Annotated in this window: 15 protein-coding genes; 5 read left to right on the plus strand and 10 right to left on the minus strand. The window is 69.1% G+C overall.

All coding sequences use genetic code 11. The features are described 5' to 3' along the window. Positions 1–96: 96 nt before the first annotated feature. The 5 genes from Tchl_RS07710 to Tchl_RS07730 form a co-directional block, all read right to left on the minus strand. Positions 97–2,718 (minus strand): TRAP transporter permease, encoded by a 2,622-nt coding sequence (locus tag Tchl_RS07710; protein ID WP_075147886.1) that lies wholly within the window; start codon positions 2,716–2,718, stop codon positions 97–99. A gap of 110 nt (positions 2,719–2,828) precedes the next feature. Beyond that, entirely contained in the window at positions 2,829–3,797 is a 969-nt protein-coding gene (locus tag Tchl_RS07715; RefSeq protein WP_075147887.1) for a TAXI family TRAP transporter solute-binding subunit, read from the minus strand. Between the two features lie 130 nt (positions 3,798–3,927). After that, positions 3,928–4,443 (minus strand): PIN domain-containing protein, encoded by a 516-nt coding sequence (locus Tchl_RS07720; RefSeq protein ID WP_075147888.1) that lies wholly within the window; start codon positions 4,441–4,443, stop codon positions 3,928–3,930. Between the two features lie 70 nt (positions 4,444–4,513). Further along, the gene (locus Tchl_RS07725; protein ID WP_075147889.1) at positions 4,514–6,337 is read right to left on the minus strand and encodes a PHA/PHB synthase family protein; all 1,824 of its coding nucleotides are present in this window, start codon (positions 6,335–6,337) and stop codon (positions 4,514–4,516) included. 41 nt (positions 6,338–6,378) lie between these two features. Continuing rightward, positions 6,379–7,422 (minus strand): MBL fold metallo-hydrolase, encoded by a 1,044-nt coding sequence (locus Tchl_RS07730; RefSeq protein WP_075149641.1) that lies wholly within the window; start codon positions 7,420–7,422, stop codon positions 6,379–6,381. Positions 7,423–7,704: 282 nt separating this feature from the next. Between Tchl_RS07730 and Tchl_RS07735 the strand changes: the two genes are divergently transcribed. Beyond that, positions 7,705–8,901 (plus strand): isovaleryl-CoA dehydrogenase, encoded by a 1,197-nt coding sequence (locus Tchl_RS07735; protein WP_075147890.1) that lies wholly within the window; start codon positions 7,705–7,707, stop codon positions 8,899–8,901. Between the two features lie 40 nt (positions 8,902–8,941). Here the strand turns inward: Tchl_RS07735 and Tchl_RS07740 are convergent, their stop codons facing one another. The 5 genes from Tchl_RS07740 to Tchl_RS17730 are packed head-to-tail and all read right to left on the minus strand — an operon-like array spanning position 8,942 to position 11,316. After that, a complete protein-coding gene (locus Tchl_RS07740) occupies positions 8,942–9,478 on the minus strand; it encodes a hypothetical protein (RefSeq protein WP_075147891.1) in 537 nt (178 codons plus the stop codon). Next, positions 9,475–9,996, minus strand: coding sequence for an SRPBCC family protein (locus Tchl_RS07745; RefSeq protein ID WP_075147892.1), 522 nt, complete (start codon positions 9,994–9,996; stop codon positions 9,475–9,477). Before Tchl_RS07745 ends, Tchl_RS07740 begins: the two co-directional genes overlap by 4 nt. A 34-nt stretch (positions 9,997–10,030) precedes the next feature. After that, positions 10,031–10,663: a LolA family protein gene (locus Tchl_RS07750; RefSeq protein ID WP_232311695.1), complete on the minus strand. Its 633-nt coding sequence runs from the start codon at positions 10,661–10,663 to the stop codon at positions 10,031–10,033. A gap of 3 nt (positions 10,664–10,666) precedes the next feature. Beyond that, entirely contained in the window at positions 10,667–11,080 is a 414-nt protein-coding gene (locus Tchl_RS07755; RefSeq protein WP_075147893.1) for a cupredoxin domain-containing protein, read from the minus strand. Between the two features lie 5 nt (positions 11,081–11,085). Beyond that, positions 11,086–11,316 carry a hypothetical protein gene (locus Tchl_RS17730; protein WP_146060773.1) on the minus strand — a complete coding sequence of 77 codons (231 nt, stop codon included), beginning with the start codon at positions 11,314–11,316 and terminating at the stop codon, positions 11,086–11,088. A gap of 124 nt (positions 11,317–11,440) precedes the next feature. Between Tchl_RS17730 and Tchl_RS07760 the strand changes: the two genes are divergently transcribed. From Tchl_RS07760 to Tchl_RS07775, 4 genes are read left to right on the plus strand one after another with little or no spacing between them, the layout of a single operon-like run. Then, positions 11,441–13,048: a carboxyl transferase domain-containing protein gene (locus Tchl_RS07760; RefSeq protein ID WP_075147894.1), complete on the plus strand. Its 1,608-nt coding sequence runs from the start codon at positions 11,441–11,443 to the stop codon at positions 13,046–13,048. A 60-nt stretch (positions 13,049–13,108) separates the two neighbouring features. Beyond that, entirely contained in the window at positions 13,109–13,894 is a 786-nt protein-coding gene (locus Tchl_RS07765) for an enoyl-CoA hydratase/isomerase family protein (RefSeq protein WP_075147895.1), read from the plus strand. Positions 13,895–13,912: 18 nt separating this feature from the next. Further along, positions 13,913–16,018 carry an acetyl-CoA carboxylase biotin carboxylase subunit gene (locus tag Tchl_RS07770; RefSeq protein ID WP_075147896.1) on the plus strand — a complete coding sequence of 702 codons (2,106 nt, stop codon included), beginning with the start codon at positions 13,913–13,915 and terminating at the stop codon, positions 16,016–16,018. A gap of 50 nt (positions 16,019–16,068) precedes the next feature. Next, positions 16,069–17,037: a hydroxymethylglutaryl-CoA lyase gene (locus Tchl_RS07775; RefSeq protein WP_075147897.1), complete on the plus strand. Its 969-nt coding sequence runs from the start codon at positions 16,069–16,071 to the stop codon at positions 17,035–17,037. The last annotated feature ends 40 nt before the right edge of the window (positions 17,038–17,077 follow it).

Raw genomic sequence — 17,077 nt, forward strand, 5'->3', positions numbered from 1 at the left:
GCGGTCGGAAGACTGCGGCCGCCAGCGCCCGAGCCTGCTTGAAGCCGCCGCCCCGGCAAGGGGCGGCGGCTTTTTGCTGCAGCGTGCCGTCCCGCTTCAGGCGGAGGGCGACGGCGCGGTCGGCCGCTTGCGCCGGGTCCGCGGCTTTTGCATCGCCCACACCAGCGCGAGCAAGGCGAAGGCGGGGATGAACATCCATTCCTTGGCCGGGCGTTCGCCCGAAGGCAGCTCGATCGCGGTGACCGCGAAGCCCTGCTCGAGGCCCAGCTTCTCGGCCTGGCTGCCGAAGCGCACGGCCGCGACCTGGACTTCGTCGCCGAGGGCCATCACCGTCAGTCCCATGCGGGCGAGGCGGGCGCTGGCGCTGTCCGCCTTGTCGCCGAGCGGCAGCAGGACGCCCTTGGACACGTCCTTGCCTTCCAGGCTCAGCCCTTCCACCCACACCCTCAGATTGGCGTTGCGCGGCGCCTCCTCGACCAGGCGGCTCAGCTCGGTGGGCGGGATTTCCTCGTAAGGGGGGTAGAGCATGTCCATCCAGAAGCCGGGACGGAACAGGGTGAAGGTCACCAGCAGCAGCAGTGCGCTCTCGTGGATGCGGCTGCGGGCGATGAAGAAGCCCTGGGTGGCGGCGGCGAACATCATGCTCGCCAGCGTTGCGGTGACGATCGTCAGCGCGAGCTGGAACAGGTTGCCGATGCCGATCAGCAGCAGCTGGGTGTTGAAGATGAACATGAACGGCAGGATTGCGGTTCGTGCGCTGTAGCCGAACGCGGTGAGGCCGGTCCTGATCGGGTCGCTCTTGGCGATGCCGGCGGCGGCGTAGGAGGCGAGCCCCACCGGCGGGGTGACGTCGGCCATCAGGCCGAAGTAGAACACGAACAGGTGCACCGCGATCAGCGGTACCAGCAGGCCGGTCTGCGCGCCGAGTTCGACGATCACCGGCGCCATCAGGGTCGACACCACGATGTAGTTGGCGGTGGTCGGCAGGCCCATCCCCAGCACCAGGCAGATCACGGCCACCAGCACCAGCATGATCATCAGGTTGCCGCCGGAGAGGATTTCCACCAGCTCGGTCATCGCCAGGCCGATGCCGGTCAGCGTCACCGTGCCGACGATGATGCCGGCGGTGGCGGTGGCGATGGCGATGCCGATCATGTTGCGCGCGCCGGTGACCAGGCCGCTGAGGAGGTCGGAGAAGCCCTCTCGCGCGGCGGCGCCCAGTCCGCCGGTGCCGCGGAACAAGGCGAACAGCGGGCGCTGGGTGACGAGGATGAACATCAGGAACAGCGTCGCCCAGAACGCCGACAGCGCCGGTGAGAGCTGCTCGACCATCAGGTTCCAGATCAGCGCCGCCACCGGCAGCAGGAAGTGCAGGCCGGATTTCAGCGTGGGGCCGATTTCGGGCAGGTACTCCATCACTTCGTCGGGCTTTTCCATGTGCAGCTCGGGATACTTCGCCCCATAGCGGACGATCGCGATATAGGCCCCCAGCATCAGCAGGCCGATCACCACGAAGGCGGCGTCACCGAACAGGTCCTTGATCCAGCCGAAGCCCCAGTAGATCAGCGCGGACAGGATCACCAGCCCGGAGAAGGTCATCAGCGTGGTGATCGTCGCCCGCTGCCAGGGCAGCGGCTCGCGCCGCGGCAGGCCCTGCAGGTCCATCTTCAGCGCTTCCAGGTGCACGATGTAGAACAGCGCGATGTAGGAGATCAGCGCCGGCAGGATGGCGTGCTTCATGACCTCGATGTAGGTGATGCCGACGTACTCGACCATGAGGAAGGCCGCCGCCCCCATCACCGGCGGCATGATCTGGCCGTTGACCGAGGAGGCGACTTCGACCGAGGCGGCCTTGTCGCTGCGGTAGCCGACGCTCTTCATCAGCGGAATGGTGAAGGTGCCGGTGGTCACCACGTTGGCGATCGACGAGCCCGAGATCAGGCCGGTGCTGGCCGAGGCCACCACTGCGGCCTTGGCCGGGCCGCCGCGCATGTGGCCGAGGAGCGCGATCGCCGACTTGATGAAGTAGGCACCGGCGCCCGCGGTCTCGAGCAGGGCGCCGAACAGCACGAAGAGGAAGATGAAGCTCGTCGACACGCCGACGGCGACGCCGAACACGCCTTCGGTGCTCAGCCACATGTGGCTCATGCCCTTGGACAGCGAGGCGCCGCGGTGGGAAATGACCTCCGGCATGTAGGGGCCGAAGAAGATGTAGATCAGGAAGACCACCGCCAGGATCACCATCGGCAGGCCGAGGGCGCGCCGTGCGGCTTCCAGCAACAGGATCAGGCCGATCACGGCGGCGGCCATGTCGGCATCGGTCGGCAGGCCGGGCCGGGTCGCCAGTTCGGCGTAGAACAGGAACAGGTAGGCGGCGCAGAAGGCCCCGACCGCGGCCAATGCCCAGTCCTGGAGCGGAACGTAGTCGCGCGGAGAGCGTTTCAGCGCGGGATAGGCGGCAAAGGCCAGGAACACCGCGAAGGCGAGGTGGATGGCGCGGGCCTCGGTGTCGTTGAACACGAAGACGCCGAGCGAGAACGGCAGCGGCGACGCGATCCAGAGCTGGAACAGCGACCACGCCAGCGCCGTCAGCAGCAGCAGGCGGGCGGTGATACCGGTGGGCCGGCGCCCGCCGGTATCGGCTTCGGCGACGATTTTTTTCAGTTCCTCGTCGGAGAGCTCGAAGCTGTCTTGCTTTTGATCGTCCGGGCGGGTCATGGGCAACGCCTCTCAGGAGGGAAACGGAGACGAAAACGGCGGGGGCTGGTGGCCGCCGCCGTTTGTGCAGGGAGGTCCGGCGCCCCGCGAAGGCGGGGCCGGGCGGCGGATTACATCCAGCCCTTTTCCTTGTAGTACTTCACCGCGCCCTCGTGCAGCGGCGCGGACAGGCCGTCCTTGACCATGTTCTTCGGTTCGAGATTGGCGAATGCCGGGTGCAGCTTCTTGAAGTCCTCGAAGTTTTCGAACACCGCCTTGACCAGGGTATACACCGTGTCCGCGGGCACTTTCGACGAACTCACGAAGCTGGCCACGACGCCGAAGGTCTTGGTCGGGTCCGGGTTGTTCGCGTACAGGCCGCCGGGAATGCTGACGTGGGCGAAATAGGGGTGGTCGGCGACCAGCTTGTCGACACCGGCGCCGGTGACCGACACCAGCTTGGCACCGCAGGTCGTGGTCGGGTCCTGGATGTTGGCTGCGGGGTGGCCGACGACATAGGCGAAGCCGTCGATCTTGTTGTCGCACAGGGCGGCGCTGTGCTCGTCCGGCTTGAGCTCGGAAACGAGCGAGAAGTCGGCAGTCGACATGCCCAGTGCCGGCAGCAGCATGTCCATCGTCGCGCGCTGGCCCGAGCCCGGGTTGCCGACGTTGAAGCGCTTGCCCTTGAAGTCCTCGAACTTGGTGATGCGGGCTTCCTTGCGCGACAGGATGGTCAGTGGCTCGGGGTGGATCGAGAACACCGCACGCAGGTCGGCGACCGGGCCGCCGTCGGCGAACTGCGCGAGGCCCTTGATGGCGTTGAACTGCACGTCGGACTGGGCGACGCCGAAATCGAGCTCGCCGCCCTTGATCGTATTGACGTTGTACACCGAGCCGCCGGTGCTCTCGACCGAGCAGCGCAGGCCGTGCTGGGCGCGGTCCTTGTTGATCAGGCGGCAGATCGCGCCGCCGGCGGCGTAGTAGACGCCGGTGACGCCGCCGGTGCCGATGGTGATGAACTTCTGCTGGGCGTGGGCGGGGATTGCGCCGAAAGTGCTGGAGAGGGCGAGCGCGGCAGCCAGTGCGGTGGTTTTTTTCATGGGGCCTCCTTGGCAAATCGGTGGGAACGTCGATGCGAGCATGGCCGGGGGCGAGCCGGCGAGGGCGGTGCGTCCGCCATCATCTTGATGTCATCGGAAGCGAAACTTTGCACAAAAAGCATGCAGGCCGCTACTCGGGTTTCCCCGCAACGGCAGCGTGGGCCGGGGATGGACAAGGCGACGATGCCGCATCGATGAAGCGCTCCGGCGTCAGGATCGAGAAGTGCGGGCGGATGGCGCGGTGGCGTGCCAGTGCGAGCAGGGCGCGGTCGCGGGTCAAGAGGTGGGTGGCGGCGTGACGGAGTGCGATCTCGAGGAATTTCTGGTCGTCGGGGTCGCGGCAGTTCGGCAGGGCCGCTGCCGCTTCCGCTGCGGGGGCGAAGTCCGCGGGTTCGAGACGGGCGAGGTAGCCGTGCCACAGTGCGGCCTGTTCGTCCGGCCCCAGTCCGAACTGGCGGTAGGCGAGGACACGGCGCAGTTCTTCGCTGGCGTCCTCGCGCCCGAGCAGGCGGTAGCGGCCCTCCTCGATGGCGGTTCGCAGCACCCGCAGCCGGGGGTCGCGAAACATCCACAGGGCGAGCACGGTGTTGGTATCGAGCACCAGGCGGATCGCTTCGGGCGCTGGGGCGGGAGAGGGCGGCGGCATCGGGGGCGGTCGGGCGGGCGTGGACGAAAAAACGGGGAGGTCGCCCTCCCCGTCATCGCGTGCGGCAGGATCAGTCCGCCTTCTTCGCGTCGATGCGGATCTTGACGAACGAGCCGGGAGCGTCTTCCAGCGCCTTCAGCTTGCCCGCGGCGGGGTCGCGTGGAGCCGTCTGTTCGTTGTCCTGGGTGGTGATCCAGGCGTTCCAGTCGGTCCACCACGAGCCCGGGTGCTGCTGCGCGCCTTCGAACCAGTCATCGGCGCTCGCCGGCAGCTTGGGCGCCGGATTGACCCAGTAGCCGTACTTGTTCGCCGATGGTGGATTGACGATGCCGGCGATGTGGCCGGAGCCGCCGAGCACGAAGCGCACCGGGCCGCCGAGGTAGTGCGCGCCCATGTAGGTGCTCTTCCACGGTGCGATGTGGTCTTCGATGGTGGAGATGAAATAGCACGGCACCTTGATCTTGCCGAGGTCGATCGCTACGCCGTCGATCTCGATGCCGCCGGGCTCGATCAGGCGGTTCTCCATGTACATGTTGCGCAGGTAGTAGCTGTGCATCTTCGCCGGCATGCGGGTGGAATCGGAATTCCAGTACAGCAGGTCGAAGGGGAAGGGGTCCTTGCCGAGCAGGTAGTTGTTCACCACGAAGGACCAGATCAGGTCGTTGGCGCGCAGCATGTTGAAGGTGCCCGCCATCTCCGAGCCTTCGAGGTAGCCGCGCTCGGCCATTTTCTTTTCGAGGCTGGAGACCTGGCCTTCGTCGATGAACACGCCGAGTTCGCCCGGCTCGGTGAAGTCGGTCATCGCGGTGAAGAAGGTCGCCGTGGCGATGCGCTTCTGGCGCTTGGCGGCGAGGTAGGCCAGCGCGGTGGCGAGCAGGGTGCCGCCCAGGCAGTAGCCGATGGCGTTGATTTCCTTCTCCCCGGTCTGCGCTTCGATGGCGTCGAGCGCGGCGATGATGCCTTCCTGGAGGTAGGCGTCGAAGCTCTTTTCGGCGAGCGTTTCATCCGGGTTGACCCAGGAGATCACGAACACGGTGTGGCCCTGGTCCACGCACCACTTGATGTAGGAGTTCTTCTCGCGCAGGTCGAGGATGTAGAACTTGTTGATCCACGGCGGCACGATCAGCAGCGGCTTCTTCAGCACGGTGCCGGTGCTGGGGGTGTACTGCAGCAGCTGCATCATGTCGGTCTGGAACACGACCTTGCCCGGCGTGGTGGCGACGTTCTTGCCGAGTTCGAAGGCCGTGGTGTCGGTCATCTTCACGCGCAGGTTGCCGTTGCCGTCCTCGACGTCGCGCAGCAGGTTGTTGAGGCCCTTGAGCAGGTTCTGGCCGTGGCTCTTGACCGTCTCGCGGAAGACTTCCGGGTTGGTGACGGCGAAGTTCGACGGCGACAGCGCATCGATGTACTGGCGGGTGTAGAAGTTGACCTTCTTCTGGGTCTGCTCGTCGAGCCCGTCGACACAGCATACGGTGTCGTGGATGTGGCGGGCGGCGATGAGGTAGGACTGCTTGATGAAGTCGAACAGGAAGTGTTGCTCCCATTCCTCGTCCTTGAAGCGGCGGTCGGATTTTTCCGGCGCGGCCACCGGCGCGGCGTTGACGCCGGCAAAGCGCAGCATCGAATGCTGCCACAGCGAGAAGTAGTCCCACACCAGGCTCATCTGGGCCTGGGCGAGCTTGTACGGGTTGGCCAGCAGCTTGGCCATCATGTCCATGAAGGCCTGGGCGATGCCGAGTTCGTCGGCGGGGGTGGCGACGCCTTTCTTGAGCTGGCGCTGGACGTGGTCGCTGATCAGCGAAGAGGCGCGGCGCGCCACTTCGGCATAGGTCTGGGCGACTTCCTGCGGGTCGGGCAGTTCGGCCGTGGGGGTCTCGATCTTGGGTGCAGCCATGTTGTTTGGACTCCAGTTTGGCGACGGGGCGGGTGGGTTCGTCAGCGACGAAGGGTAAAACGGATCAGGCCATCGGCGCCGACACTCCGTGTCAGCGCGCCCTGGGCTTCGAGGTGGTTGAGGTGGGCGATCGCCTCGCCCATGGCGAACATGACCTGATGGGTATCGAGCTCGCGCGGGAACAGCGTCGGCAGCAGCTCTCCGGCACAGCGTGGCGCGGCGCATTCTGCAAGCAGCGCGGCGCAGCGCTCGCGGTGATGCTCGACGAGCTGATCCACGCGGGTGCGGATTCCCCGGAAAGGGTGACCATGGGATGGTAGCACGAGGGTGTCTTCGGGCAGTTCGCACAATGCCTGCAGCGAGGTGAGGAACCAACCCAGCGGGTCGGCGCCGGGGGTGGCGGCGTAGACGCTGATATTGGTCGAGATCCGTGGCAGCAGCATGTCGCCCGAGATCAGGATGCCGAGTTCGGCACAGTACAGGCTGGCGTGCTCGGGAGCGTGGCCGTAGCCGACGATCACGCGCCAGCGGTGAGCACCGATCTGCAGCGTGTCGCCGGCGAACAGGCGCTGGTAGTGCGCCGGCAGCTCGGGGGCGCCGCGGCGGTAGGCCGGGCCGCGGGCGGACAAGGCGGCGAGGCGGGTGTCGTCCAGGCCGTGGCTGCGGAACTGCGCCACCATGTCGGTGATGCAGTGGCCGGGGAGCTGGTTCCAGACCGCGTGGGCGGAGAGGAATTCGCCCTGGGTCATCAGCACCGTGGCCCGCTCGCGCGCTGCCAGCCAGGCGGCGAGACCGATGTGGTCCGGGTGGTGGTGGGTCACGATCACCCGCCGGATCGGCCGCGGATCGGCGCCCAGCACCTGCTCCCAGGCCGCGCGGGTGCGGTCGATGCCGAAGCCGCTATCGACCACGGTGAGGGCGTCGCCGTCGTCGAGCAGCCACAGGTTGATGTGGTTGAGCGCGAACGGCAGGTGCATGCGGACCCAGCCGATGCCGGGGGCGAGTTCGAGGCACTGGCCTTCGGCGGGCAGCTCGTGGCGGGGGTAGTGCAGGGCGGGTGGGGCGGAGGAGGAAGAACTCATCATGTCGTCCATCGGATGCGGGCCGGTGTGCGGCAAGCGCGGGCGGAGTGCCCTCGAATCTACGCGACCCTTGCATGGGGTTGGTTTTGTGTTTTTAATCAAAACAACGATTTGTGCTTATGGATCGGGCGTCCGCCGGATTCCGGCTGCCTGCTCGCAAGCGGTGAAACCAGAAACCTACACCAATACTCGACCGCTACGAAAGGCGGTCGAGCGCGTGCGGGACGACTCCGCTGGCGGGAATGGCGGGCGGCGTGCCCGGCGGGCTGGACAAGGAGACCGGAGATGAACCTTCCCTCCCTCGACTTCGGACTCGGTGAAACCATCGACGCGCTACGTGACTCGGTGCAGGCTTTCTGTGCTGCCGAAATCGCCCCGCGCGCGGCCGGGATCGACCGTGACAACGCGTTCCCCGCCGATCTGTGGGCCAAGCTCGGTGCGCTCGGGGTCCATGGCATCACGGTCGAAGAAGAGTACGGTGGCACGGCTCTCGGCTATCTGGCACACATCGTCGCAATGGAGGAAATTTCCCGCGTCTCGGCGGCGGTCGGCCTGTCCTATGCTGCCCACTCCAACCTGTGCATCAACCAGATCCACCGCCACGGCACCGAGCTCCAGAAGCGCCGCTTCCTGCCGCCGCTGATCGCCGGCGACTACGTCGGCGCGCTCGCGATGTCCGAATCCGAGGCCGGCTCCGACGTCCTCGGCATGCGGCTGCGCGCCGAGCGCAAGGGTGATCGTTTCGTCCTCAACGGCAGCAAGATGTGGATCACCAACGGCGGCGACGCCGACGTCCTGGTGGTGTATGCGCGGACCGGGAACGAAGGGTGCCGCGCGCGTGGGGAGGACGGAATCACCGCGTTTCTGGTCGAAAAGGGGATGAAGGGGTTCAGTCACGGTACCCACCTCGACAAGCTCGGGATGCGCGGCTCCAACACCTATCCGCTGTTTTTCGACGATGTCGAGGTGGCGGTGGACAGCGTCCTCGGCGGCGAGGTGAACATCGGCCGCGGCGTCCGGGTGCTGATGTCCGGGCTCGATTACGAGCGCGCGGTGCTGGCGGGCGGGCCGCTCGGCATCATGGCGGCGTGCATGGACGTGGTCCTGCCCTATGTGCATGAGCGCAGGCAGTTCGGCGCCCCGATCGGCGAGTTCGAGCTGATGCAGGGCAAGATCGCCGACATGTACGCGACCTGGTCGGCGTGCCGCGCCTATGCCTATGCCGTCGGCCGGGCCTGCGACCGCGGCGACCATGCGCGCGGCCTGAGGAAGGATGCCGCCGGGGTGATCCTGTACACCGCCGAGAAGGCGACCTGGATGGCCGGCGAGGCGATCCAGGCCCTCGGTGGCGTCGGCTACACCAGCGAATACGCCACCGGCCGGTTGTGGCGCGATGCCAAGCTGTACGAGATCGGCGCCGGCACCAGCGAGATCCGGCGCATGCTGATCGGCCGCGAACTGTTCGCCGAGACGCAGGGATGACACGCCCCGTGCGCACTGCGTTTGCCGCCCCCGAGGGGTCTCAGTACGCTTGAGGCGGTGCGGTCGGAGCCTTGCCCGGCCTGGCCGCGCCGCCGCTCGGCGGGCGCCCGTCCGGCAGCGCCCGGCAGGCGACGGCGAGGGCGAGGCCGAACACGAGGTGGGTGAGCAGGGTGGTGCCGCCGCGTGCCACCGCAAACCAGGGAAACAGCACGGTGAACCCGTGCAGGTTGACGGCGTAGAGGGCGAGGCCGTAGAGCGCCCCGCCGGCAAGGGCGGATATCGTCCCCAGCCGGCGTGCGAAGGGCCGCACGAGCGCGGCACAGCCGATCGACAGGGCGAAATGGATCAGGGTTGCGGCGAGCAGCACCCCCCAGCGCCACTCCGGCGCCGCTGCGAGCACGGCCTTGCCCATCACGATGGCGGCGGTGAGGTGCGCATCGCGCAGCAAGGTGGCGAGCACCGGCGTGCCCTCCAGCCACCACAACAGCATCTGCACCGCGGTCGCCAGGGTGCCGGCGAAAACGCCCGCGAGCGTCACCGCCGCCAGCGGCGCGCGCCAGCTTCGTGCCCCGTTCATGGTCCGGGGGGCCGGCAGCCGGCCGCGGACGGCCGCGTCCCGGGGGGGCTGCCGCGGACCTGCAGGTAGCGGGCGAGGCCGACACCGCCGGCGCGCATCAAGGCGTCGTGGTTCCAGCACAGCAGCGGCTTCGCCACTGTGGCGAGCACATTCATCCAGCGTCGCGTGGTGCGGATCTGCCAGTCGTAGCGTACGGCGACGAGGCTGCCACGGCGCTCGAGGCGGAAGCGGCCGCTGCCCTCGAGTTCGCCCTCGACCCGGCCTTCGAGCAGGTGCAGCGGTTCGATCCGGGTCACCTGCGAGACGAAGCTGAGCCGGTAGGGCAGCACGCTGCGGCAGAGGTAGTGCCGGCGGGCGCCGACGCCATCCGCATCGCCGCGCTCGAGGGTGCGCACCTGTTCGATGCCGGGCCACCAGCGCGGCCAGCCCTCGGCATCGAAAACCGCCTCCCACACCGCCTCGAGCGGTGCCTCGAATTCCCAGAAGGTGGTGAGCCGGTAGTGCTCGGCAGCGCGCATATGGGCCTCGCCGGATGTCGTCTGTACCGGAGGGTCAGGGTTGGAACAAGCGCTCGGGAAGGACCGCGCCGGTTTCGACCTCGCTCAGGTCGACGGTCTCGATCGGCCTGCCGTCGGCGGCGAAGCTCTCCACGCGGAGCGGAAAGTGGGTGTCGCGCGCGAACCATACCCGGTAGCGATGCACCCCGTCGACGTGCGCGCCCGCTTCGCCCGCGATCTCCACGCCGATCGCGGCGCGGCCGTCGACCTCGGTCGCGCCCAGTGGCGTGGCGTGGCCCTGCGCGCGCAGCCGCTGCAGGTTGTCGAGCAGGGCGCCGACGTGCGAGCGGTCGATGCGATGACCGCGAGGGTCGCGCACCAGGCGGTTGTCGGGCGCCAGCGACAATGACAGCACGTGACCCGTACCGAAGGGCCACAGCCGCACCCGGCGCGCGTCCGGATCGTAGATCAACACCGCGCCCCGGTACGGACTGAGCATCTCGATCCGCACCCAGCCCGGCTTGCGGTAGAAATAACGCATCACCCGGCGCTCGCCATCGGCGGCGACCGTGCGTACCGTCGCCCGATAACTGTCGAGCGCGCGGAAACCCGTTTCGGCTGCGGTCAGCGGGTCGGCCATCGCGCTAGCGGCCAGCAGCCAGAGCAGGAGTGGGACCGCCCATGGCACGCCTCACTCCTCGATGCGCAGCACGCCGCTCATGCCGCGCTCGCGATGGCTGCTGAAGAACAGCAACCGGTTCGGGCAGTGGAATGCGTACTCTCCGGCGGGCAGTTCGAATCGCAGCGTCTGCGGCTGCTCGGCAAGCGGGACATCGGCGAGCACGCGCCCGTCGGCCGCCTCGAGCACGAAGCGATGGGGGATGAGGCCGCTTTCCATGCTGACCATGATCTCCAGCGGGGGGGCGCTGCGGGCGACGATCCGTGCGGGGCGAAAGAAATAGCTGCCGCCCACGATCGCGATCCGCTGCACGCCATCGGCGCCGCTCACCGCCACCGCGGCGGGCTCGGCCGCGGTGGCGGGCGCATTGCCGACGAGTACGCTGAAGGTGATGAGCGAGGCGCGGGCCAAAAGGCGCGCTTTCATCGCAATCACAGCCTCCTTTGCGGCTCCGGGCACGGCGCCCGGGTGTTGCCGCCTTCTTTCATCAAATACCATCCACCGGCCTGGCGGCCGAAAAATTGTTGCGTGATGTAAGGGGGTGCCGGCTCGGTTGCGATCGACGCGCGCGCATCGGCAAGGCTGCCTGCGTCGCCGCCCCTTGCCTGCGCGTCGCGACTGGCGCAAGGTTTACCAGCGGTCATCCGCGCGATCGCAACCATGATGCCCCCACCTCTGCGGCGCCCTCCGTTGCGGGAAGGTACCGCGGGCGCGGACGGGCACCCCGGAGAAGGGGCGGGTCGGAGCGCCGCGCACGCGGCAATCCAGGTGAGGAGGGCAGCGCCGATGAGCGTGATCAAATCCGGTGTCGATGCGCGTAGCGCCGAGTTCCAGGCCAACGCCGCGGCGATGCGTGCGCTGGTGGAGGATCTGCGCGCGAAAGTGGCCGCAGTCGGCCGCGGCGGAGACGAAGCCGCGCGCGCGCGCCACACCGCGCGCGGCAAGCTGCTGGCGCGCGAGCGCATCGCCGGCCTGCTCGACCCCGGCACGCCCTTCCTCGAGATCGGCCAGCTCGCCGCGCTCGGCCTGTACGACGACGAAGCCCCCTGCGCGGGGCTCGTTGCCGGCATCGGCCGGGTCGAAGGCAGCGAATGCATGATCGTCGCCAACGACGCCACGGTGAAGGGCGGCACCTATTACCCGCTGACGGTCAAGAAGCATCTGCGCGCGCAGGAGATCGCCGCGCAGAACCGGCTGCCCTGCCTCTATCTGGTCGACTCGGGCGGCGCCTTCCTCCCCCGCCAGGACGAGGTCTTCCCCGACCGTGAGCACTTCGGCCGCATCTTCTACAACCAGGCCAACCTGTCTGCCCAGGGCATCCCCCAGATCGCGGTGGTGATGGGCTCGTGCACCGCCGGCGGTGCCTACGTGCCGGCGATGGCGGACGAAGCCGTGATCGTGCGCGACCAGGGCACGATCTTCATCGGCGGCCCGCCGCTGGTGAAGGCGGCCACCGGCGAAGTGGTGAGCGCCGAGGAACTCGGCGGCGGTGACGTCCATACCCGGGTCTCGGGGGTGGCCGACCATCTCGCCGACGACGATGCCCATGCGCTCCATCTCGCCCGCCGCATCGTCGCCAACCTCAACCGGGTGAAGACGGTGGGCCTCGCCCTCGGCGACGGCGAGGCGCCGCGCTACGACCCCGAGGAACTCTACGGCATCGTCCCCACCGACCTGCGCAAGCCGTTCGACGTGCGCGAGCTCCTCGCCCGCGTGGTCGACGGCTCGCGCCTCGACGAATTCAAGGCGCGCTACGGCACCACCCTGGTGTGCGGCTTCGCCCACCTCCACGGCTATCCGCTGGGCATCGTCGCCAACAACGGCATCCTGTTCGGTGAGTCGGCGCAGAAGGGCGCGCACTTCGTCGAGCTGTGCGGCCAGCGCGGCATCCCGCTGCTGTTCGTGCAGAATGTCACCGGTTTCATGGTCGGGCGCCGTTACGAGAATGCCGGCATCGCCAAGGACGGCGCCAAGCTGGTGACCGCGGTAGCGACGGTGCAGGTGCCCAAGCTCACCGTGATCGTCGGCGGCAGCTTCGGTGCCGGCAACTACGGCATGTGCGGGCGCGCCTACGCCCCGCGCTTCCTGTGGATGTGGCCGAACGCGCGGATCTCGGTGATGGGTGGCGAGCAGGCCGCGAGCGTGCTCGCCACCGTGCGCCGGGACGCCATCGAGGGCGGCGGCGGGCAGTGGAGCGCGGCGGAGGAAGAAGCCTTCCGTGCCCCGATCCGGGCGCAGTACGAAGCCCAGGGCCACCCCTACTATGCGAGCGCGCGCCTGTGGGACGATGGCGTCATCGACCCGGCGCAGACCCGCCGCGTGCTCGGCCTGTCGCTGTCGACAGCACTCAATGCCCCGATCGAACCGACCAAATTCGGCGTGTTCAGGATGTGAACGCGGCGGGCTGGCGGTGGCCGGACAAAAACAACCCAACCCCAGCAAGGAGACAACAAGATGTACGAAACCCTGGAAATCGAGGTCGCAGGCGGCGTGGCGACGCTGTGGATGAACCGCCCGGCGGTGCACAACGCGTTCAATGCGCAGCTGATCGCCGACCTCACCGCGGCCTGCTGCGCGCTCGATGCCGACGATGCGGTGCGGGTGGTGGTGCTCGCCGGGCGCGGCAAGAGTTTTTCCGCCGGTGCCGACCTCAACTGGATGAAGGCGGCTGCGGCCGCCAGCATCGACGACAACCTCGCCGATGCCCGCCGCCTGGCGGCGATGTTGAGCACGCTCGCCGAAATGACCAAGCCCACCCTCGCCCGCGTCCATGGCGCGGCGCTCGGCGGCGGCATGGGCCTGGCCTCGGCCTGCGACATCTGCATCGCCGCGGAGGCGGCGGTGTTCGCCACCTCCGAGGTGCGCTTCGGCATCATCCCCTCGGCGATCAGCCCCTACGTGATCCGCGCCATCGGCGCGCGCCAGGCCGGGCGTTACTTCCAGAGCGGCGAGCGGATCGGTGCCGCGCGTGCCCGCGAAATCGGCCTCGCGCACGAAGTCGTCGCCGCCGAGGCGCTCGACGCCAAAGTGGGCGAGGTGGTCGCCGCGCTGCTGCAGGGCGGGCCGCAGGCGCAGGCCGCGGCCAAGGACCTGATCCGTGCCGTCGCCCACCAGCCCCTCGGCGACGAGGTCGCCGAGGACACCGCGCGCCGCATCGCCACGCTGCGCGCCACCGCCGAAGCGCGCGAGGGGCTCGACGCCTTCCTCGCCAAGCGCCCCGCCGCCTGGGTACCGCGCTGAGGAGGGCGGAGGCAGCACATGTTCGACAAGATCCTGATCGCCAACCGCGGTGAAATTGCCTGCCGGGTGATCCACACGGCCCGCCGCCTGGGCATCCGCACGGTGGCGGTGTATTCCGATGCCGACGCCGGCGCGCGCCACGTGCGCCTGGCCGACGAGGCGCTGCGGATCGGCCCGGCGCCGGCGCGCGACAGCTACCTCGCGATCGAGCGCATCCTCGCCGCGGCGCAGCGCAGCGGCGCGCAGGCGATCCACCCCGGCTACGGCTTCCTCTCCGAGAACGCGGATTTCTGCGACGCCTGCGCCCGCGCCGGCGTGGTCTTCATCGGCCCGCCGGCGGCGGCGATCCGCGCGATGGGCTCGAAAGCGGAGGCGAAGCGGCGGATGGAAGCCGCCGGGGTGCCGGTCACCCCCGGCTACCACGGCGACGACCAGCGCCCGGGCAGCCTGCGCGCGCAGGCCGACGCCCTCGGCTACCCGGTGCTGATCAAGGCCGTCGCCGGCGGCGGCGGCAAGGGCATGCGGGTGGTCGGTCAGTCCGATGACTTCATCGATCGGCTCGCCGCGTGCCGGCGCGAGGCCGCCGCCAGCTTCGGCGATGAGCGCGTGCTGATCGAAAAATACCTCGTCCGCCCGCGCCACATCGAAGTGCAGGTCTTCGCCGATGCCCACGGCCATTGCGTCCATCTGTTCGAGCGCGACTGCTCGGTGCAGCGCCGCCACCAGAAAGTGCTGGAGGAGGCCCCCGCCCCCGGCATCGGCCCGGCGCAGCGCGCGGCGATGGGGCAGGCGGCAGTGGCGGCGGCGCAGGCGGTGGGCTACGTCGGTGCCGGCACGGTGGAGTTCATCGTCGGCGAGGCGGGTGCCGCACCCGCCGCGTTCTACTTCATGGAGATGAATACCCGGCTGCAGGTCGAGCATCCGGTCACCGAGATGATCACCGGGCTCGACCTGGTCGAATGGCAGCTGCGCGTGGCCGCGGGCGAGCCGCTGCCGCTCGACCAGGCGCAGCTGCAGCACCTTGGCCATGCGATCGAGGCGCGGATCTATGCGGAAGATCCGGCGCAGGGCTTCCTGCCCGCCACCGGGCGTCTGCATCACCTTGCGCTGCCGGCCGAATCGGTGCATGTGCGCATCGATAGCGGGGTAGATGAAGGCGATGCGATCGGCCCCGACTACGATCCGCTGCTCGCCAAGCTGATCGTGTGGGAGGACGGCGGCGCGGAGGAGGACGGCGCAGGGCCGGGCGCGGCTGTGCCGGCGGGCGGCAGCCGCGAGCGCGCCCGGCTGCGTCTGCTCCAGGCGCTGGCCGATTTCCGCATCGTCGGCGTGGCCCACAACGTTGATTTCCTGTCCCGTCTGGTGGCCTGCCCGGCCTTTGCCCGTGCCGAGCTCGACACCGCCCTGATCGAGCGCGAACAGGCCTGGCTGTTCCCCGCCGACGACCCGGTGCCCGGGGAAGTCTGGCAGCTTGCCGCGCTCGCCGAACTGCTGCGCGAGGCCGAGGCCGGCGCCGAGGCGGCGCGCCGCAGTGCCGATCCGCGCTCGCCGTGGGATGTGCGCGATGGCTGGCGGCTGAACGCGAATGCCCGCCGCGAGCTGGTGTTTCGCAATGGGGGGGCGCGGCAGGCGGTGGTGGTCGAATACCGCGCCGATGCGTACCGCCTCTGCCTCGATCCTGCTTCCGGTGCCGGCGCCACCCCCGGCGTCGATGCCGCTGCCTGGCTGCCGGCGCGTGGCGAACTCGGTGCCCGCGGCCAGCTGCGTGCCGAACTCGACGGCCGCCGTCTCGATGCCACCGTGATCGCCGCTGGGGAACGTCGCCACCTTTTCCTGCATGGCCGCAGCTGGGTGCTGGTTCGCGTCCACCCGTTGGCGCAGGCTGCCGGCGAGCGCGTCGCCGAGGGCAGCCTGCGCGCGCCGATGCCGGGGCGGGTGGTGGCCCTTCTCACGCCGCCCGGACTCAGGGTGGACAAGGGCACGGCGCTGCTGAGCCTGGAGGCGATGAAGATGGAGCACACCCTCACCGCTCCCGTTGCCGGGACGGTGAAGGTTTTCCACTGTGCGGTCGGCGACCAGGTCGAGGATGGCGCCGAACTGCTCGAATTCGAACCTGAACCCTGAGCGGAGGGGCGTGCGTTGCGCCCGTGCCCGACCGGAATGAGGAATCCGCCATGACGACATCCTGGCCTGCGGCCGTCCGCATCGTCGAAGTCGGCCCGCGCGACGGCCTGCAGAACGAGCCGTTCCCGCTGCCGGTGGCGGCCCGGGTGGAACTGATCCGCCGCCTCGTCGGCGCCGGCCTGAAGAGCGTCGAGGCGGGGGCTTTCGTGTCGCCGAAACGGGTGCCGCAGATGGACGGCAGCGCCGCGGTGCTCGCCCGCGTGCTGGCCGACCCGCCGCCGCCGACGGGTGCGACCGCGGGTGCAGTTGCGGGGGTAGTCGCGGGTGCAGTGGATTACCCGGTGCTGGTGCCGAACCTGCAGGGCTTCGAGGCCGCGCTCGCCGCCGGGGCGCAGACGGTGGCGGTGTTCGCCGCCGCCTCCGAGACCTTCAGCCGGCGCAACATCAACTGCTCGATCGCCGAGTCGTTGGTACGCTTTCGCGCGGTCGCCGGCGCGGCGCGGGCGGCCGGAGTGAAGCTGCGCGGCTACGTCTCCTGCGTCGCCGGCTGTCCCTACGAGGGCGCGGTCGCACCGCGGGCCGTGGCCGGGGTCGCTGCTGCGCTGCGGGCACTGGGCTGCGACGAGATCTCGCTTGGTGACACCATCGGCACCGGCAACCCGGACAGCATCCGGCGGATGCTCGAGGCGGTGCTGCGCGAGGTGCCCGCGGAGCGGCTCGCCGGGCACTACCACGACACCTACGGCATGGCGGTGGCGAACGTCTATGCCTCGCTGGAGCTGGGGCTGACGGTGTTCGATGCCGCGGTCGGCGGACTCGGCGGCTGCCCCTACGCCCCCGGCGCGGCGGGAAACGTCGCCACCGAGGAGCTGGTCTGGCTGTTCGGCGGGCTGGGCATCGCCACCGGCGTCGACCTCGAGGCACTGGTCGATACCGCGGTCTGGATCAGCACCCGGCTCGGTCGCGCGCCGGCTTCAAGGGTGGCGCGGGCGGTGCTGGCACGGCGGCAGCACCGCTGACTCTTGCCGGACGGATGCGCCCGGCAAGCCCGCGTTCTGC

Source organism: Thauera chlorobenzoica (assembly GCF_001922305.1).
Classification (GTDB): domain Bacteria; phylum Pseudomonadota; class Gammaproteobacteria; order Burkholderiales; family Rhodocyclaceae; genus Thauera; species Thauera chlorobenzoica.